The sequence below is a fragment of the Klenkia sp. PcliD-1-E genome (genome assembly GCF_024124375.1).
Lineage (GTDB): Bacteria > Actinomycetota > Actinomycetes > Mycobacteriales > Geodermatophilaceae > Klenkia.
On record NZ_JAMXRZ010000013.1, the window covers coordinates 1 to 19307 of the forward strand.

A 19307-nucleotide genomic window follows, 5' to 3' on the forward strand; every position below is an offset into this window, starting at 1 on the left:
CGCCGCCCCGCCGCCGGCCGCCGGTGCCCCCGCCGGAGCGCCGGGCTCGGCGGTGGTCGACGTCGACGAGGCGACCTTCCAGACCGAGGTGATCGACCGCTCGTTCCAGGTGCCGGTGGTGCTGGACCTGTGGGCCGAGTGGTGCGGCCCGTGCAAGCAGCTCTCGCCGGTGCTGGAGAAGCTGGCCGCCGAGGGCGGGGGCAGCTGGGTGCTGGCCAAGGTCGACGTCGACGCCAACCCCAACCTGGCCCAGGGCCTGCGCGTGCAGGGCATCCCGGCGGTCAAGGCCGTGTGGCAGGGCCAGCTGGTCGCCGAGTTCAGCGGTGCCATCCCCGAGGAGCAGGCCCGCCAGTTCGTCACCGAGCTGGTCGGGGCGACCACCGGGGGCGCGGTGCCCGGTGCCGCCGAGGAGCCCACCGAGCCCGAGGACCCGCGTCTGGACGCCGCCGAGGCCGCGCTGGACGCCGGGGACCTGGCCGGCGCCGAGGCCGCCTACCGGCAGATCCTCGACGCCGAGCCCGACCACCCGGTGGCCTCGGTCGCGGTCAAGCAGGTCGCGCTGTTCCGCCGCGCCGAGGAGGCCGGGCCGAACGCGCTGGACGCCGCCGACGCCGCCCCCGACGACGTCGCCGCGCAGACCCGGGCCGCGGACTTCTTGCTCGGCACCGGTGACGTCGACGGCGCCTTCGCCCGGTTGCTGGACGTCGTCCGGCGCACCGCGGGCGAGGACCGGGACGCAGCGAGGCTGCACCTGGTCGAGCTGTTCGGCGTGGTGGGCAACGACGACCCGCGGGTCGGCGCCGCCCGCCGTCAGCTGTCCGCCGCCCTCTTCTGAGAGCGGCCGGTCAGGTGTCCAGCCCGCAGGAGGTCAGGCCGTACAGGAACCCCTGCCGGAAGACGTCGACCAGCTGGAAGCCCGAGAGGCTGACGTCGGGGAACACCGTCGGGTCCTTGCCGTAGGTGAGCAGGAAGGTGACGGCCTCGTCGAAGTCGCCCGGGGAGAGCTGGATGGTCGGGACCTCGCCGTAGAGCGCGGCACCGGAGAAGGCGCCGGCCTGGCAGGCCGCGGACCGGATGGCGTCCTCGTCGTCGGTGGACAGCCCCAGCTGGCTGCGGGCGGCCAGCCCGTAGGGGATCGCGACGGCGGTCAGCACCGCGAAGTCGCCGATCTCGTCGTAGGCGGGCTCGGCCAGGTCGGACTCGTCGTAGTAGACCGTGTCGTCGTCGGCGCAGTACCCGGCCTTGCTGTCCGGGGACAGGCAGTCGGGGGCGGCGCCGTCGAAGGACTCGATGGTCGGGTCGGCGAAGTCGGTGCCCAGGTCGTCGGGGAAGGAGTCGGTGTAGTACCCCGGCAGCGCGGTCTGGATGAGCCCGGCCACCTCGTCCGGCGGGGCGTTGCCGTCGTTCGCCAGGTCCTCGTCGTCGAGGAACTCCGTCTGGGTGAAGACCCGGTCGGACTCGTAGTTGTCCCGGCAGGCGGCGGCGCCGCCGTCGTAGCCGTCCTGGATGGCCGACACCCGGTCGAAGTAGGAGCCGTGCGCCTGGTTGTCGTCGGGGCTGGTGCCCGGCGGGTCGCGCACGATGGAGTAACCGGCCAGCAGGCCGTCCAGCTCGGGGGCCCGGATGGTCTCGTGCGCGGCGTTGCCGTCGGCCACCCAGCGGGTCCAGGCGCCGGCGAAGCAGTCGGCCTGGGTCTCGGTGTTGATCGAGGTGTCGTTGGCCGGGTAGCCGACCCGGCCCTGCACGGCGTGGCCGAACTCGTGGGCCATGATCAGCGCGGGCAGGAACCGGCCGTACTCGTCGGCGAGCTCCTGCAGGAACGCCCGGTCGTAGCTGATCGAGTCCTCGTTGGAGGTGCCGACGTCCGGCGGGCAGTAGAAGGCGTTCTGCTCCACCTCCTCGGGGGCCGCGCCGCAGCCGATCTCGCCGCCCGGGTAGGCGGACTCGTCCACGTCGCCGGGGTCGACGGAGAAGTAGCCGCCGGTCAGCTGCGGGAAGTCCTCGCCGTAGACGTCCGGGAACTGCTGGGCCCAGAAGTCGTTCAGGTCGGCCAGCGCGTTGCGCGCTGTGACGTCGGCGGGGGTCTCGGCCGCACCGGTGATCGGGAACTGGTCGGGGGCGACGTCGGTGATCGGCGGCTCGGCGGAGCTCGCCTGCCCCTGCACGAGGGTGGCGCCGCACCCGGAGAGCACGAGGGCCAGGGACACGAGCCCGGCGGCCAGGGCCACCGGGCGGGACGTCGCGGTCATGGGCTCCCGTTCTGCATCGGTCCGGGACCCACCCGGACGGCGGGGACCATCATGGCCGACCCGGCGCCCACCCGCGACGAGGCCGGGCCCCGGACCACCCGCGCGGGTCGTCCGGGGCCCGTCCTGGTCAGCCCTCGTGCAGGAACCAGCAGGTGCCCAGCGGCGGGGCGCTGACCACCGCCGAGAACGGCTGCCCGTGCCAGGGCTCGGGGACGGCGTCCACCCCGCCCAGGTTGCCCACACCCGAGCCGCCGTAGCCCTCGGCGTCGGTGTTGAGCACCTCGCGCCAGCGGCCACCGCGCGGCAGGCCGATCCGGTAGCCCTCGTGCGGGGTGCCGGCGAAGTTGGCCACGCAGGCCAGCGCCGACCCGCCCGAGCCGTAGCGCAGGAAGCTCAGCACGTTGCCCGCGGCGTCGTTGGCGTCGATCCACTGGAAGCCACCGGGGTCGACGTCCTGGCTCCAGAGCGCCTCGATCTCCTTGTACCGGGCGTTCAGGTCGGCCACCAGCGACAGCACGGCGCGGTGCGCCGGGTCGTCGAGGTGCCACCAGTCCAGCGACCGGGAGTCGGCCCACTCGCCGTCCTGGGCGAACTCCTGGCCCATGAACAGCAGCTGCTTGCCGGGGTGGGCCCACATGTAGGCCAGGTAGGCGCGCACGTTGGCCAGCTGCTGCCACCGGTCACCGGGCATCTTCCGCAGCAGCGAGCCCTTGCCGTAGACGACCTCGTCGTGGCTGATGGGCAGCACGTAGTTCTCGCTGTAGGCGTAGACGAGGGAGAACGTGAGCTGGTTGTGGTGGTAGACCCGGTGCACCGGCTGCTTCTCGACGTAGCCGAGCGAGTCGTGCATCCAGCCCATGTTCCACTTGAACCCGAAGCCCAGGCCGCCGAGGTAGGTCGGCCGGGTGACGCCGGGCCAGGCGGTGGACTCCTCGGCGATGGTCATCACGCCGGGGACCTCGCGGTAGACGGTGGCGTTCATCTCCTGCAGGAACGCCACGGCCTCCAGGTTCTCCCGCCCGCCGTGGATGTTCGGGCTCCACTCGCCCTCCTTGCGGGAGTAGTCGAGGTAGAGCATCGAGGCGACGGCGTCCACGCGCAGGCCGTCGACGTGGAATTCCTTGCACCAGTAGAGGGCGTTGGCGACCAGGAAGTTGCGCACCTCGGAGCGGCCGAAGTCGAAGACGAAGGTGCCCCAGTCCATCTGCTCGCCGCGGCGCGGGTCGCCGTGCTCGTAGAGCGCGGTGCCGTCGAAGCGGCCCAGCGACCAGGCGTCCTTGGGGAAGTGCGCCGGCACCCAGTCGATGATCACGCCGAGGCCCGCCTGGTGGGCCTTGTCGACCAGGTACCGGAAGTCGTCGGGCACCCCGAAGCGGGCCGACGGGGCGAAGTAGCCGGTGACCTGGTAGCCCCACGAGCCGCCGAAGGGGTGCTCGGCGACCGGCATGAACTCCAGGTGGGTGAACCCGGCGTAGGTGGCGTACTCGACCAGCTCGTCGGCCAGCTGCCGGTAGGACAGCCCTTGCTTCCAGGAGCCCAGGTGCACCTCGTAGGCGCTGACCGGGCGCTCGTGCCAGTTGCCCTCGGCGCGGTCGGCCAGCCACTCGTCGTCGCCCCACTCGTACTCCGAGTGCGTGATGACGCTGGCGTTCAGCGGCGGGACCTCGGTGGCGAAGGCGAGCGGGTCGCTCTTCTCCCGCCACTGCCCGTCGGCGCCCAGCACGTGGAAGCGGTAGCGCTGGCCCACCTCGGCGGCGGGCACGAACAGCTCCCAGACCCCGGAGGAGCCCAGCGAGCGCATCGGCAGCGCGCGGGCCTGCCACCAGTCGAAGTCGCCGGTCACCTTGACCCCGCGGGCGTTCGGGGCCCAGACGGCGAAGGAGACGCCGGTGACCGCGCCGCCGGGGGTGTCGTAGCTGCGCACGTGCGCGCCGAGCACCTCCCACAGCCGCTCGTGCCGGCCCTCGCGGATGAGGTGCTGGTCCATCTCGCCCAGGGTGGGCAGCCAGCGGTAGGGGTCGTCGACCAGCACGGTGGTGGTGCCGCCCTGCCCGTCGCCGTAGACCACCTCGACGCGGTAGTCGCCGGGCTGCTGCGGGAGCAGCGCCTCGTAGACGCCGGCGCCGTGCAGCTGCGGGGCCTCGTACCGGGTGCCGTCCTGGTCCACCACGGTCACCGCGACGGCGTCCGGGCGCAGCGTGCGCACCGCCCAGCCCTCGCCCACCGGGTGCGCGCCGAGGACGGCGTGCGGGTCGTGCGACCAGCCCTCGACGACGGCCCGGACGGCGTCGGGGTCGACCGGTGCGCCGGCCACGACGGTCGGCTCGACCGGCGGGGTGGACGGCGACGCGGCCCGGGAGCGCCGGGGCGAGGCGACCGCGCTGGTGGGGTGCTCCGGCGCGCGGTCGGCGGCGGGCCCCTGGTCACCCCCCGGTGTGCCGTCCGTCTCGGGGCTGGTGGAGGCGGGGGAGAGGTCGGCGGTCTCCGCGGGGGAGTCACCGCCGGTGCCGGCCTGCTGGCCGTCCTCCCGCGGTTCGGGGTGACCGGGCTCGGCGGGGTCGCCGTCCGGGGGCTCGGGCTGCGGCGCCGAGGGCGCCGAGGGGTTGCCGGGCTCGGCGACCGGGGCGGGGGCGACCACGGGGGTGGCGGTCACGTCCTGGCCGGGCTGGCTCGGGCTGTCGCGCTCGGCCTGCTCGAGATCGGCCTGGAAGGCCTCGGTCTTCTCCTGCACCGTGCGCTGCAGGTCGTCGGGGTCCAGCGGGTCGTGCGGGTGGTCCTGCGGGGTCGTCATCGTGGCTCCGTCCGGGTGGGTGGATCGGTCAGGCGCCGGCCAGGCGGGCCAGGGAGGTCAGCGGGATCATCAGCCAGTGCGGGCGGTTGCGCGCCTCGTAGACGCACTCGTAGACGGCCTTGTCGGCCTCCAGCGCGCGCAGCAGCGGCGAGGTGGCGGGGTCGGTGCCGCCCGCCCCGGCGTAGCCGGCGCAGAACGCGGCGCGGTTGCGCTCGGCCCACTCCTGGGCCCGGTAGGCCAGCTGGGTCTCCCCGGGCTGCTCGACGAGCAGGTGCCGGGCGGCGTAGTCGAAGGAGCGCAGCATGCCGGCGACGTCGCGCAGCGGGGAGTCCAGCTCGCGGCGGGCGGCCAGCGAGCGGGCGGGTTCGCCCTCGAAGTCCAGCACGATCCAGCCGGTGGTGGTGCGCAGCACCTGGCCCAGGTGCAGGTCGCCGTGCACGCGCTGGGCGGTGGTCGGCTCGTCGAGGTCGGCGACCCCGGCGTACAGGGCGCGCAGCCCGTCGGCGTGCTCGGCCAGCTCGGGCACGATGCCCACCGCGGCGTCCAGCCGGGCGGTGAGCTGGGTGGCCAGCTCGGCGTACCAGTCGGCGCCGACCTCCGCGGTGGGCAGGACGGCGGCGAGGTCGCGGTGCACCGCGGCGGTCGCCTCGCCCAGCCGTTCGGCCTCGCCGGCGAAGTCCCCGCCCACCTCGTCGGCGTGCAGGTCGGCCTCGGCGTAGAGGTCGCGCACGCTGGAGGTGGCCAGCCGCCAGCCGTCGCTGGCGTTGGGCACGAAGGACTGCAGGAAGGCCACGGTGGCCGGCTCCGTGCCGGGCTCGCCGTCGATCTCCACGTGGCCCAGCAGCGGGGCGATGTGCGGGTTCTCGGTGGGCCGCAGCGCCTCGTGCACCTCGACGTCGGGGTTGAGCCCGGGTTCCAGCCGCCGGAACAGCTTGAGGATGGCGGTCTCGCCGTAGATCAGCGAGGTGTTGGACTGCTCGCCGCTGATGACGTCGCCGGGCAGGCCCTCGGGGATGTAGGCCACCCCGGCCGGGTGGAAGTGCATCGGCCCGACGGTGGAGGCGGCGACCAGGTGGGTCAGCCACGGCACGGTGGCGTCGCGGTCGCGCATCGCGTCGTAGGCGTGGTTGTCCCCGACCGAGCCGACGTAGGCGTGCGCGACGTCGTCGGACTGCTCGCTGCGCCAGGACAACGGGACCAGGTAGGTCTCCTCGGCGCCGTCGGCGTAGCCGATCCGCACCCGGTGCACCGACAGCACGGGGGAGGCCTCGTCGAGGAAGAAGCCGTCCTCGGTCACCGAGGCCCACTCCCGGCCCTTGCCGCCGAACCAGCGCTGGTGCGGCATCCACTCGGCCAGCAGGTCGGTCAGCGCGCTCACCGGTCGCTCCCCTCGACGCCCAGGCCACCGCTGCCGCCGGGCGGGTCGTCGGAGGACCCGACGATCCCGGCCTCCAGCAGCGACTGCGCGACGCTGGAGGAGGTGGCGGTGTCCCACGCATCCATGTCCGTCTCGTCGTCCGGCTCCGGTGCGGCCGGCTTGGACAACTCGAACCAGTAGAAGCCGTGCCCGGCCAGGGTGAGCATGTAGGGCAGCACCCCGATGGTCGGGAACTCGACCCGGCCGGTGAGCTCGACCGGGATGCAGCCCTCGAAGCGGCGCAGGTCCAGCTCGACCGGCTGCGGGAACCGGGACAGGTTGTTCACGCAGAGCACGACGTCGTCGCCGAACTCGCGGATGAAGGACAGCACGGTGGGGTTGCGCGAGCCGACCTCGGTGAAGGTGCCGACGCCGAAGGTCGGGTGCTCCTTGCGGACGGAGATCATCCGCCGGATCCAGTGCAGCATCGAGGTGGTGTTGCGCATCTGCTGCTCGACGTTGGTGACCTGGTAGCCGTACACCGGGTCGGCGACCAGCGGCAGGTGCATCCGCTGCGGGTCGGCGGTGGAGAACCCGCCGTTGCGGTCGGGGGTCCACTGCATCGGGGTGCGGACGCCGTCGCGGTCACCGAGCCAGATGTTGTCGCCCATGCCGATCTCGTCGCCGTAGTAGAGGACCGGCGACCCGGGCAGGGACAGCAGCAGCGCGGTGAACAGCTCCAGGGTGTTGGTGTCGTTGTCCAGCAGCGGGGCCAGCCGCCGGCGGATGCCGATGTTGGCCTTCATCCGGGGGTCCTTGGCGTACTCGCCCCACATGTAGTCGCGTTCCTCGTCGGTGACCATCTCGAGGGTCAGCTCGTCGTGGTTGCGGAGGAAGACGCCCCACTGGCAGTTCTCGGGGATGGCCGGCGTCTGGGCCATGATCTCCGAGATCGGGAAGCGCTGCTCCCGGCGGACGGCCATGAACAGCCGCGGCATCACCGGAAAGTGGAAGGCCATCTGGCACTCGTCGCCGTCCTCGCCGAAGTACTCGACGACGTCGGCCGGCCACTGGTTGGCCTCGCACAGCAGCACCCGGTCGGGGTACTCGGCGTCCACGACCTTGCGCACGGTCTTGAGCAGCTCGTGGGTCCTGGGCAGGTTCTCGCAGTTGGTCCCCTCCTCCTCGAACAGGTAGGGGACGGCGTCCAGGCGGAACCCGTCGATGCCCAGGTCCAGCCAGAACCGCAGCGCGTCGAGGATGGCCTCCACGACCTTGGGGTTCTCGAAGTTCAGGTCGGGCTGGTGGCTGAAGAACCGGTGCCAGAAGTACTGCTTGCGAACCGGGTCGAAGGTCCAGTTGGAGACCTCGGTGTCGACGAAGATGATCCGCGCGTCGGCGTACTTCGTGTCGTCGTCGCTCCACACGTAGAAGTCGCCGTAGGGACCGTCGGGGTCGTTGCGGCTGGCCTGGAACCAGGGGTGCTGGTCCGAGGTGTGGTTCATGACGAAGTCGATGATGATCCGCATGCCCCGCTCGTGGGCCTTGGCCACCAGCTCCTGGAAGTCCTCGATGTCGCCGAACTCCGGCAGCACCGCGGTGTAGTCGGCGACGTCGTAGCCGCCGTCGCGCAGCGGGGAGGCGAAGAAGGGCGGCAGCCACAGGCAGTCGACGCCGAGCCACTGCAGGTAGTCCAGCTTGCCGATCATGCCGCGCAGGTCGCCGATGCCGTCGGCGTTGGAGTCGGCGAAGCCGCGGACGAGGACCTCGTAGAAGACGGCGCGCTTGTACCACTCCGGGTCGGCACCGGGTGCCGGCAGACCCGGCCGGTCGGCGTGCTGGGCGGGGACGGTCATGGGGGAGCTCGGTCCTCGGTTCTCGGGGTCGGGTGGGCTCAGCCCAGCGGGGCGTGGCGGGTGACGGTGAAGACGTGCGCGGGCTCTCGGTAGGGGTCCAGCTCCACGTAGTTGAACTGGCCCCACTCGTACTGCGCGCCGGTGATCTGGTCGGTGACGGTGAACCGGTCGGACCACTCCATGCCCAGCGCGCCCATGTCCAGCGCCGTCGTCCCGATCTGGGTGTGCTGGCTGGACAGCGAGACCACCACCAGGACGGCGTCGTCGGAGGCGGGGTCGGTCTTGGAGAAGCAGACCAGGTTCTCGTTGTCGATCCCGTGGAAGTGCAGCGTGCGCAGCTGCTGCAGCGCCGGGTGCTGCCGCCGGACCTGGTTCAGCCGGGTCAGGTAGGGCGCCAGCGACCGGCCCTGGGCCAGCGCGCCGTCGTAGTCGCGCGGGCGCAGCTGGAACTTCTCGGTGTCCAGGTACTCCTCGCTGCCGGGCTTGAGCGCGACGTGCTCGTAGAGCTCGTAGCCGGAGTACACGCCCCACGTCGGGCTCATCATCGACGCCAGCACCGCGCGGATCTTGAACATCGGCGGGCCGCCGAACTGCAGCGACGCGTGCAGGATGTCCGGGGTGTTGACGAAGAAGTTCGGCCGCATGTAGTGCGCGGTCCCGGCCAGCTCGCGGCCGTACTGCTCGATCTCCCACTTCTGCGTGCGCCAGGTGAAGTAGGTGTAGCTCTGGGTGAACCCGACCCGGGCCAGCTGGTGCATCATCGCGGGCTTGGTGAAGGCCTCGGCGAGGAACAGCACGTCGGGGTGGCTCTTCTTGACGTCCCAGATCAGCCAGTGCCAGAAGTTGATGGCCTTGGTGTGCGGGTTGTCGACCCGGAACACCTTCACCCCGGCGTCGATCCACACCTGCAGCACGCGGCGGGCCTCGGCGTAGATGCCGGCCGGGTCGTTGTCGAAGTTGATCGGGTAGATGTCCTGGTACTTCTTCGGCGGGTTCTCCGCGTAGGCGATGGTGCCGTCGGGCTTGGTGGTGAAGAACTCCGGGTGCGCGGTCACCCACGGGTGGTCGGGCGCGGCCTGCAGCGCGAAGTCCAGCGCCACCTCCATGCCCAGCTCGCGGGTGCGGGCCACGAAGGCCTCGAAGTCGGCCATCGTGCCGAGCTCGGGGTGGACGGCGTCGTGGCCGCCGTCGGCGCTGCCGATCGCCCACGGCGAGCCGACGTCGCCCTCCACGGTGGTCAGGGTGTTGTTCTTGCCCTTCCGGTTGACCGTGCCGATCGGGTGGATCGGGGGCAGGTAGACGACGTCGAACTCCATCGCCGCGATCGCCGGCAGCCGCTGCGCCGCGTCGGCGAAGGTGCCGTGCGTGGGCCCGCCGTCGACGACCGGGCCCTCCGAGCGGGGGAAGAACTCGTACCAGGACCCGTACAGGGCGCGCTCCCGGTCGACCCACACCTCGTAGCGGGGGGAGCGGGTGACCAGCCGGCGCACCGGGTGGGCGTGCAGCAGGTCGGTCATCGCCGGTGCCAGGGCCGGGGCGAGGCGCGCCGAGAGCTCCAGGGACTCGTCGCGCAGCGCCGTGGCGGCCGCGGCGACGGCGGTGCGGTGCTCCTTGGGGACGGCCTTCCCGACCTCGTCGAGCAGCCGGGCGCCCTCCTCCAGGTCGTTGGCGAGGTCGGCGGCCCCCTGCCCCGCGTCCACCTTGACCTCGACGGCGTGGTGCCAGGTGCCCACGGGGTCGTCCCAGGCCTCGACCTGGTAGGTCCACAGGCCCTCGCGGTCGGGGACGACGGTCGTCGTCCAGCGGTCGGGCTGGTCGGAGTAGCGGTGCATCCGGCGCAGCGGCGGCCGGGTGGCCCGCTTGCCGGGCGTGGCCGGCGGGCTCCAGACGACGTTGGCCGCGACGGCGTCGTGGCCCTCGCGGAAGACGGTGGCGGTGATGGGGACGTGCTCGCCGACGACGGCGCGGGCGGAGAAGGTCCCGCAGGCGACGACGGGGTCGATGTCGGTGATGCCCAGACGGAGATCAGCGCGGCCGGTCACCCCCGTCACGCTATCGGCGCCGGGGACGGCGGGCACCTCGGCCGGGGCCGTCCCGGCCGGCCCGGGGATGTCGTCCCTGGTCGATAGGCTCGTCGCGTGCGAGCACTCCGACGACTCACCGTCCGCGCAGCGCTCCCCGAGGCGCTGCTCCCGCTGGCCCCGTTGGTGATGAACCTGCGCTGGTCCTGGCACCCCGAGACCCGCGACCTGTTCGAGGCCGTCGACCCCGACCTGTGGGTCAGCTGCGGCAACGACCCGGTCCGGGTGCTGGGGGAGGTGTCGGCCGAGCGGCTGGCCGCGCTGGCCAAGGACCGCAAGTTCCTGCGCCGGCTCTCCGACGTCACCGACGACCTGCAGGACTACCTCGACGCCCCGCACTGGTACCAGTCCCTCGGCGCCGAGGCGCCGGCGTCGATCGCCTACTTCTCCGCCGAGTTCGGCATCACCGAGGTGCTGCCGCAGTACTCCGGAGGCCTGGGCATCCTGGCCGGTGACCACCTCAAGGCCGCCTCCGACCTGGGCGTCCCGCTGATCGGCATCGGCCTGCTCTACCGGGCCGGCTACTTCTCGCAGGGGCTGTCCGCCGACGGCTGGCAGCTGGAGCACTACCCGGCGCTGGACCCGCACGGGCTGCCGGTGAAGCTGCTGCGCGACGACGACGGCAACGCCGTGGTCATCACCGTGCCGCTGCCCGAGGGCCGCACGCTGCACGCCCACGTCTGGCGGGCCCAGGTCGGCCGGGTCTCCCTGCTGCTGCTCGACAGCGACATCGAGGAGAACGCGCCCGCCGAGCGGGGGGTCACCGACCGGCTCTACGGCGGCGGCGAGGACCACCGGCTGCGGCAGGAGATGCTGCTGGGCATCGGCGGCGTCCGGGCGGTGCGCGCCTACTGCTCGCTGACCGGCACCCCGCAGCCTGAGGTCTTCCACGCCAACGAGGGCCACGCCGGCTTCCAGGGCATCGAGCGGATCCGCGAGCTCACCGAGTCCCACGGGCTGTCCTTCCCCGAGGCGCTTCAGGCGGTGCGCGGCGGCACCGTGTTCACCACGCACACGCCCGTCCCGGCCGGCATCGACCGGTTCCCCAGGGCGCTCATCGAGCGGTACTTCGCCGGCTTCGGCGTCGCGGTGCACGACCTGCTGCCGCTGGGCGCCGAGGAGGACCCGACCAAGTTCAACATGGCCCACATGGGCCTGCGGCTGGGGCAGCGCGCCAACGGCGTCAGCCAGCTGCACGGCCACGTCAGCCGCGACATGTTCGGTGGGCTGTGGTCGGGCTTCGACGAGGCCGACGTGCCGATCTCCTCCATCACCAACGGCGTGCACGCCGCCACCTGGACCGCCCGGGAGCTGGTCGAACTGGGCACCCAGACCTCCAGCCAGGGCGACCCGGCCGACGTCGAGGGCCCGGTGTGGTTCGACGGCGTGGACCGCATCGACGCCGGCGAGCTGTGGAGCACCCGCCGGCTGCTGCGCGGCCGGCTCGTCGAGGAGGTGCGTCGCCGGGTGCGGGACAGCGCGCTGGCCCGCGGGGCGTCCGAGGCCGAGGTCGGCTGGACCGACTCGGTGTTCGACCCCGACGTGCTGACCATCGGTTTCGCCCGACGGGTGCCCTCCTACAAGCGGCTCACCCTGATGCTGCGCGACCCCGCCCGGCTCAAGGCCCTGCTGACCGACCCCGACCGGCCGGTGCAGCTGGTCATCGCCGGCAAGAGCCACCCGGCCGACGACGGCGGCAAGCAGCTGATCCAGCAGATGGTGAAGTTCGCCGACGACCCCGAGGTCCGGCACCGCATCGCCTTCCTGCCCGGCTACGACATCGGCATGGCCCGCTACCTCTACTGGGGGTGCGACGTCTGGCTGAACAACCCGCTGCGGCCGCTGGAGGCCTGCGGGACGTCGGGCATGAAGTCCGCGCTCAACGGCGGGCTGAACCTGTCCATCAAGGACGGCTGGTGGGACGAGTGGTTCGACGGCCAGAACGGTTGGGCCATCCCCACCGCCGACGGGGTCGAGGACGCCGAGCGGCGCGACGACGTGGAGGCCGGGGCCATCTACGACCTGCTGGACAAGCAGGTGCTGCCCCGCTTCTACGAGACCGACCGGGACGGCGTGCCCACCCGGTGGGTCGAGATGGTCAAGCACACGCTCAAGGACCTCGGTCCCAAGGTGCTGGCCAGCCGGATGGTCGCCGACTACGTGCACCAGCTCTACGTGCCGGCCGCGGGCTCGGCGCGCTCGCTGGCCGGGGGCGGCTACCAGGTGGCGCGCGAGCAGGCCGCGTGGCGCGCGCACCTGCTCAGCAACTGGGGCGGGGTGCGGGTGGCGCACGTGGAGGCCACCGGGGTGGGTGACACCCCCGAGATCGGGTCGACCATCGACCTGCGCGCCGAGGTGGAGCTGCCCGGGCTGGTCACCGGCGACGTCCAGGTGCAGGCCGCCTACGGCCGGGTCGACGACACCGACGGCCTGCACGAGGTGACCGCGGTGGAGATGGCGCACGAGGGCACCGAGGGGTCGCGGCACTGGTTCACCGCCACGATCCCGCTGGAGCGCACCGGCGCCTTCGGCTACACGGTGCGGGTGCTGCCCTCCTCGCCGGCGCTGGCGACCCCGGCCGAGCTCGGCGTCGTCACCAACGCCTGAGGTGGTCACCCGGGGGCCGGATCGTCCACCGGTCGCCGCGGCCCCGGCCGCGGCACCGGACGATCCGCCCCCGGGGTGACCACTCGGTGAGGTCGGTGTGACTCCTGGTGACCGAGGGAGCATGTCGATGGTCACGCTCCGGCGTGGCTGGCTCGCTCGGCGGCGATCACGCACGCGCGATCACTAGTCTGGCCCGCATGCCCGACCGCTGTGAGGTCCTCCCCGGAGACACCGTCGTCGCCCGCCGTGCCGGCGGCCTGCTGTGGGTCGACGCCCCCGGCTCGCCCGCCCTCGTCGCGGCGCTGCACGCCTGCCTGGGCCTGGCCGGCCCCGGCGTCGACCGGGTGCTCACCGCGGTCGCCGACCAGGTCGGGTCGCTCGCCCCGGGCGGGGCCTCCTTCGCCCTCGTGCTCACCGACGCGGCCGACGGCTCGGGCTCGGGCGTCGCGCTGTGGTCGGGCAAGGGCCAGCCCGCGGTGGACGGCGTCCCGGTCTCGGGTCGGCCCACCGGCGGCGGGTGCAGCCTGGCCAGCGGCTTCGACCTGGGCTCCTCCCTCTACGTCGGCCCGGGCTCCGCACCGTCCACGGTGCCGCCGGGAGTGGCCTACGACCTGGTCGAGGGCACCGTCCCCGGCGCCGGCGCCACCCTGCAGCTGGCCGCGGCCACCCCCGCCTCGGTCGCCGTCCCGGCCCCGTCCTCCTCCACCGGCGCCGAGCGGTTCTCGGCCGGCTCGGACTCCGGCTTCAGCTCCCCGGCCGCGGCCGCGGCCCCGGTCTCCGAGCCGCAGCCGGCCGCCCAGGCCGGCGCGGCCACGGCCTTCTGGCAGCCCGACCCGCCCGCGGCCCCCGTGCTGCGCTTCGACGACGGCATGGTCGTCGACGTCGACAGCGACCTGGTGCTCGGCCGCCGACCCGACGGGCACGAGCTGGTCACCTCCGGCACGGCCAAGCCGGTGCCGATCGCCGACACGCAGAACGTGCTGTCCTCCGCGCACGCCGCCATCCAGCGCGCCGGCCGCGAGGTCTCCCTGGTCGACCTGGGCTCGCTCAACGGCACCCACGTCGCCGGCCCCGAGGCCACCGAGTGGACCCAGCTGGAGCCGGGGGTGGCGCACGCGCTGTCCGACGGCGACCGGCTGCTGCTGGGCTGGACCGTGATCACCTTCGAGCAGGCCGCGGAGTAGTCCCTCCCCCCGGACGGTGATCAGGTGACCTGATCACCGTCCGTCCGACCACACGGACGTCGGTGTGGACGGCCGCACGTGGACCAGGTCACCTGATCACCGTCGGGCTGGGGCTGGGGCTGGGGCACGGGCCTAGGGCCGCCGCAGCACCCGCAGCGCCCAGACGGTGCGGGCCGGCATCACCAGCGGGCCGGGTGCGACCACGGCGTGCTGCGGCGGCGCCCCGGTGGGCCACTCGGTGCTGACGGCGAACTGGTAGCCGTCGGCCCACGGCGGCCCAGGCAGGGTCACCCGGGCGTCCTCGGCCCCGGCGTGCAGCCAGACCAGCCACGAGTCGTCGACGACCGGCCGGCCGCGCTCGTCGCGGTGCCGGATGCCGCGGCCGTCCAGGTACATCCCGATGGTCTGCAGCCCGCTGTCGAACCACTGCTCGTTGGTGATCAGCCCACCGCCGGGGGCGAACCAGGCCAGGTCGCGGGTGCCCCCGGAGCCGGGGACCTCGTGGCCGTCGAAGAACGCCTCCTGGCGCAGCGCGGGGGAGGACCGGCGCAGCGCCACCAACCGGGACGTGAAGGTCCACAGGTCGGCGTCGATGTCCCCCCAGTCCAGCCAGGACAGCTCGGAGTCCTGGCAGTAGGCGTTGTTGTTGCCCAGCTGGGTCCGGCCCAGCTCGTCACCGGCGGTCAGCATCGGTACGCCGGTCGACAGCAGCAGCGTGGCCAGCACGTTGCGCACCTGCCGGGCCCGCAGCCCGGTGACCTCCGGGTCGTCGGTGGGGCCCTCGGCGCCGCAGTTCCAGCCCCGGTTGTGGCTCTCGCCGTCCCGGTTGTCCTCGCCGTTGGCCTCGTTGCGCTTGCGCTCGTAGCTGTAGAGGTCGCGCAGGGTGAACCCGTCGTGCGCGGTCACGAAGTTGACCGAGGCGAAGGGACGGCGGCCGTCGGAGCGGTACAGGTCGCTGGACCCGGTCAGCCGGTAGGCCAGGTCGCGGACGCCGACGTGCTGGCCGGACCACACGTCGCGCACGGTGTCGCGGTACTTGCCGTTCCACTCGGTCCACAGCGGCGGGAAGTTGCCGACCTGGTAGCCGCCCTCGCCGATGTCCCACGGCTCGGCGATCAGCTTCACCTGGCTGACCACCGGGTCCTGGTGCACCACGTCGAAGAAGGCCGAGAGCCGGTCGACGTCGTGCATGGATCGGGCGAGCGCGGAGGCCAGGTCGAAGCGGAAGCCGTCGACGTGCATCTCGGTGACCCAGTAGCGCAGCGAGTCCATCAGCAGGGCCAGCACCTGGGGACGGCGGACGTCGAGGGTGTTCCCGCAGCCGGTGTAGTCGGTGTACCGGGCCGGCGCACCGGCGCCGAGGCGGTAGTAGCCGCCGTTGTCGATGCCCTTGAACGACAGGGTCGGGCCGGTGTGGTCGCCCTCGGCGGTGTGGTTGTAGACCACGTCGAGGATGACCTCGATGCCCGCGGCGTGCAGCGCCTTGACCATCGCCTTGAACTCCGTCACCTGACCCCCGCCGGTGCCGGCGGAGGAGTAGGCGGCGTGCGGGGCGAAGTAGCCCAGGGTGTTGTAGCCCCAGTAGTTGGTCAGCCCGCGGCGCAGCAGGTGCGGCTCGGAGACGAAGTGGTGCACCGGCAGCAGCTCGACCGCGGTCACGCCGAGGGAGACCAGGTGCTCGACGAAGGCCGGGTGAGCCAGGCCCGCGTAGGTGCCGCGCAGGGCCGGCGGGACGTCGGGGTGGCGCATGGTCGCGCCCTTGACGTGCACCTCGTAGATGACGGTGTCCGACCAGGGGGTGCGCGGCGCGGCGTCGCCGTCCCAGGGGAAGGAGTCGTGGATGACCACCCCCCGCGGGACGACGGGGGCGGAGTCGAGCTCGTCGGCCACCGCGGAGTCGGGGTGGCCCTCGGGGAACCCGAACAGCGCCGGGTCCAGGGTGAGCTCGCCGTCGACGGCGCGGGCGTAGGGGTCCAGCAGCAGCTTGGCCGGGTTGTACCGGGAGCCCGACGCCGGGTCGTACCCGCCGTGGACCCGGTAGCCGTAGCGCTGGCCTGGCCCGACGCCGGGCAGCCGGCCGTGCCAGACCTGGTGGGTCGTCTCCTGCAGCCGCTGCCGGTGCTCGGTGCCGTCGGGGTCGAACAGGCACAGGTCCACGGCGGTGGCGCCGGCCGACCACAGGGCCACGTTGGTGCCGGTGCCGTCCCAGTGCGCACCCAGCGGGGCCGGGCTGCCCGGCCAGACCTCCACCGACGGACCCGCTGCTCGAAGCGCCACCCGGTCATCGTGCCCGACACCCGGGCCTGCGCGGTGGACCCGGCGGCCCGGGTTGGTTGGATGGTGCCGTGCCGAGCGACGTGGTGGTCCAGCTCTCCGGTGTCGACGTGGTGCGCGGGAGCGCCACGCTGCTGCGCTCGGTCGACTGGACGGTCCGCGAGGACGAGCGGTGGGTGCTGCTCGGGCCCAACGGCGCCGGCAAGACCACGCTCATGCAGCTGGCCTCGGCGCAGATGCACCCCACCCGCGGCACGGTGACGCTGCTGGGGGAGACCCTCGGTGCGGTCGACGTCTTCGAGCTGCGCCCCCGCATCGGGCTGACCAGCGCGGCGCTGGCCCAGCGCATCGGCCCGGCCGAGCGGGTCGGCGACGTCGTGGTCTCCGCCGGGTACGCGGTGATGGGCCGGTGGCGCGAGCGGTACGACGTGCACGACCTGACCCGCGCGGCGCTGCTGATGGACCAGTGGGGCGTGGGCCCCTACGCCAACCGGGCCTTCGGCACCCTGAGCGAGGGCGAGCGCAAGCGCACCCAGATCGCCCGCGCGCTGATGACCGACCCGGAGCTGCTGCTGCTCGACGAGCCCGGCGCGGGCCTGGACCTCGGCGGCCGCGAGGACCTGGTGTCCCGGCTGACCGACCTGGCCCGCGACCCGCTGGCCCCGGCGCAGGTGCTGGTCACCCACCACGTCGAGGAGATCCCGCCGGGCTACACGCACGCGATGCTGCTGCGGTCGGGCTCGGTGGTGGCGGCCGGCCCGGTGGACGACGTCCTCACCGCCGACCTGCTGGGGCAGACCTTCGGCCTGCCGCTGGCGCTGGGCCGGGTGCGCGGGCGCTTCACCGCCCGCCGCGCGACGACCTGACCTGCTCCCGGTATCGGAAGCTCCACCCCCTCGGACGGGGCCGAGCAGGGGGGCATCGCTTCCGATGCCTAGGGTCAGCGGCGAACCCATCGAGGACGCTGGAGGACGACGCATGGCCGAGCCGGAGTTCGTGACGCTGCAGGTCGAGGACGGCGTGGGCACCATCCGCCTGGACCGCCCGAAGATGAACGCGATCGACGAGCAGCTGCACTGGGAGGTCCGCACCGCCGCCCAGGAGGCCGGCAGCCGGGCCGACGTGCGTGCGGTGGTCATCTACGGCGGTGAGCGGGTGTTCGCCGCCGGCGCCGACATCAAGGCGATGTCGCAGCTCACCGGCTCGTCGATGGTCGCCTGGGGCCGGGAGCTGACCAGCTCCTTCCGCGAGGTCGCCCGGGTGCCCAAGCCGGTCATCGCCGCCATCACCGGCTACGCGCTGGGCGGTGGCTACGAGCTGGCGCTGTGCGCGGACTTCCGGGTGATGGGGGAGTCGGCCAAGGTGGGTCAGCCCGAGATCCTGCTCGGCGTCATCCCCGGTGCCGGCGGCACCCAGCGGCTGGCCCGCCTGGTCGGCCCGGCCAAGGCGAAGGACCTGGTGTTCACCGGGCGGCACGTGGGCGCCGAGGAGGCCCTCGAGCTGGGGCTGGTGGACGCCGTCGTCCCCGATGACCAGGTGTACGCGGCCAGCGTCGCGATGGCCCGCAAGTTCGCCGCCGGCCCGCCGCTGGCGCTGGCCGCGGCCAAGCGCGCGATCGACGAGGGGCTGGACGGGACGATCGACCACGGCCTGGCGCTGGAGAGCGAGCTGTTCGCCGGGCTGTTCGACACCGAGGACCAGAAGACCGGCATGGCCTCGTTCCTCTCCGAGGGGCCGGGCAAGGCCACCTTCAGCGGCCGATGAACGACCGGCCCGCCCAGCTGGACCGCTGCGACGAGGCCGGGCGGGCCTGGGTCGAGCGCGCCGTCGCGCTGGTCGAGGCCGACGCCCGGCGCAGCGCCGACACCCACCTGCTGGTCTACCCGCTGCCGCCGGAGTGGGGGGTGCAGCTCTACCTCAAGGACGAGTCGACCCACCCGACCGGCAGCCTCAAGCACCGGCTGGCCCGCTCCCTGTTCCTGCACGCGCTGTGCTCGGGGTGGATCTGCGAGGGCTCGACGGTGGTCGAGGCATCGAGCGGGTCGACCGCGGTCAGCGAGGCCTATTTCGCCCGCATGCTGGGCCTGCCCTTCGTCGCGGTCATGCCGGCCTCGACCAGTCCGGAGAAGATCGCGCTCATCGAGTTCCACGGCGGCCGCTGCCACCTGGTCGCCGACGCCGGCGCCGTCTACGACGAGGCCCGCCGGATCGCCGACGAGACCGGCGGGCACTACCTGGACCAGTTCACCCACGCCGAGCGGGCCACCGACTGGCGGGGCAACAACAACATCGCCGAGTCGGTCTTCGAGCAGCTGGCCGCCGAGGAGCACCCGGTCCCCGAGTGGGTCGTCGTCGGCGCGGGCACCGGGGGCACCAGCGCCACCATCGGCCGGTACCTGCGCTACCGGCGGCTGCCCACCCGGCTGGCCGTCGTCGACCCCGAGGGGTCGGCGTTCTTCCCCGGCTGGCGGGACGGCGACCCCGCAGCCGTGGGCCGGCCCTCCCGCATCGAGGGCATCGGCCGGCCCCGGGTGGAGCCCTCCTTCGTGCCGACGATCGTGGACCGGATGTTCTGCGTGCCCGACGCCGCCTCCATCGCGGCGATGCGGCACCTGGAGACGGTGACCGGCCGCCGGGCCGGCGGGTCGACCGGCACGAACCTCTGGGGCGCCTTCCAGCTGGTCGCCGAGCTCGTGGCGGCCGGACGGCGGGGGAGCGTGGTCACGCTGCTGTGCGACGGCGGCGAACGGTACGCCCGCACCTACTACTCCGACGCCTGGCTGGCCCAGCAGGGACTGGACCTCGCACCGCACCGCGCGACGTTGGAGCGGTTCACGGTCAGCGGTGACTGGTCTCACGCCGCTGCCGTCTGACGCCCCGACGTTACTGGCTAGTAACGTGAATCATC

Annotated in this window: 12 protein-coding genes; 6 read left to right on the forward strand and 6 right to left on the reverse strand. The window is 73.1% G+C overall.

The features are described from left to right. The coding region (locus NH342_RS04510) for a tetratricopeptide repeat protein (RefSeq protein ID WP_253011810.1) at nt 1-835 on the forward strand (835 nt) is incomplete at its 5' end. 10 nt (nt 836-845) lie between these two features. Here the strand turns inward: NH342_RS04510 and NH342_RS04515 are convergent. The 5 genes from NH342_RS04515 to NH342_RS04535 all read right to left on the reverse strand — a co-directional run bounded on the left by NH342_RS04515 (nt 846) and on the right by NH342_RS04535 (nt 10295). Further along, nucleotides 846-2249, reverse strand: coding sequence for a neutral zinc metallopeptidase (locus NH342_RS04515; RefSeq protein WP_253011813.1), 1404 nt, complete (start codon nt 2247-2249; stop codon nt 846-848). A gap of 127 nt (nt 2250-2376) precedes the next feature. After that, nucleotides 2377-5040: a 1,4-alpha-glucan branching protein GlgB gene (glgB, locus tag NH342_RS04520; protein ID WP_253011816.1), complete on the reverse strand. Its 2664-nt coding sequence runs from the start codon at nt 5038-5040 to the stop codon at nt 2377-2379. A 28-nt stretch (nt 5041-5068) separates the two neighbouring features. Beyond that, nucleotides 5069-6418 carry a hypothetical protein gene (locus tag NH342_RS04525; RefSeq protein ID WP_253011820.1) on the reverse strand — a complete coding sequence of 450 codons (1350 nt, stop codon included), beginning with the start codon at nt 6416-6418 and terminating at the stop codon, nt 5069-5071. Further along, nucleotides 6415-8253, reverse strand: coding sequence for a maltose alpha-D-glucosyltransferase (gene treS, locus NH342_RS04530; protein ID WP_253011823.1), 1839 nt, complete (start codon nt 8251-8253; stop codon nt 6415-6417). Before treS ends, NH342_RS04525 begins: the two co-directional genes overlap by 4 nt. A 38-nt stretch (nt 8254-8291) precedes the next feature. Beyond that, nucleotides 8292-10295 (reverse strand): alpha-1,4-glucan--maltose-1-phosphate maltosyltransferase, encoded by a 2004-nt coding sequence (locus tag NH342_RS04535; RefSeq protein WP_253011826.1) that lies wholly within the window; start codon nt 10293-10295, stop codon nt 8292-8294. 96 nt (nt 10296-10391) lie between these two features. On the opposite strand from NH342_RS04535, the gene glgP reads away from it, so the two are divergent. Together glgP and NH342_RS04545 are read left to right on the forward strand one after the other, a co-directional pair. Beyond that, nucleotides 10392-12941 (forward strand): alpha-glucan family phosphorylase, encoded by a 2550-nt coding sequence (gene glgP, locus NH342_RS04540; RefSeq protein ID WP_253011828.1) that lies wholly within the window; start codon nt 10392-10394, stop codon nt 12939-12941. A gap of 197 nt (nt 12942-13138) precedes the next feature. After that, nucleotides 13139-14125: an FHA domain-containing protein gene (locus tag NH342_RS04545; protein ID WP_253011831.1), complete on the forward strand. Its 987-nt coding sequence runs from the start codon at nt 13139-13141 to the stop codon at nt 14123-14125. A gap of 132 nt (nt 14126-14257) precedes the next feature. Here the strand turns inward: NH342_RS04545 and glgX are convergent, their stop codons facing one another. Beyond that, complete coding sequence (gene glgX, locus NH342_RS04550; RefSeq protein WP_253011834.1) at nt 14258-16402, reverse strand: glycogen debranching protein GlgX; 2145 nt, start codon at nt 16400-16402, stop codon at nt 14258-14260. A gap of 68 nt (nt 16403-16470) precedes the next feature. On the opposite strand from glgX, the gene NH342_RS04555 reads away from it, so the two are divergent. The 3 genes from NH342_RS04555 (at nt 16471) to NH342_RS04565 (ending at nt 19272) form a co-directional block, all read left to right on the forward strand. Next, nucleotides 16471-17265, forward strand: coding sequence for an ABC transporter ATP-binding protein (locus NH342_RS04555; protein ID WP_253011837.1), 795 nt, complete (start codon nt 16471-16473; stop codon nt 17263-17265). Nucleotides 17266-17377: 112 nt separating this feature from the next. Next, nucleotides 17378-18163, forward strand: a complete 786-nt coding sequence (locus NH342_RS04560) for an enoyl-CoA hydratase/isomerase family protein (protein ID WP_253011840.1) — start codon at nt 17378-17380, stop codon at nt 18161-18163. Next, the gene (locus NH342_RS04565) at nt 18160-19272 is read left to right on the forward strand and encodes a PLP-dependent cysteine synthase family protein (RefSeq protein WP_253011843.1); all 1113 of its coding nucleotides are present in this window, start codon (nt 18160-18162) and stop codon (nt 19270-19272) included. Before NH342_RS04560 ends, NH342_RS04565 begins: the two co-directional genes overlap by 4 nt. Nucleotides 19273-19307: the final 35 nt, after the last annotated feature.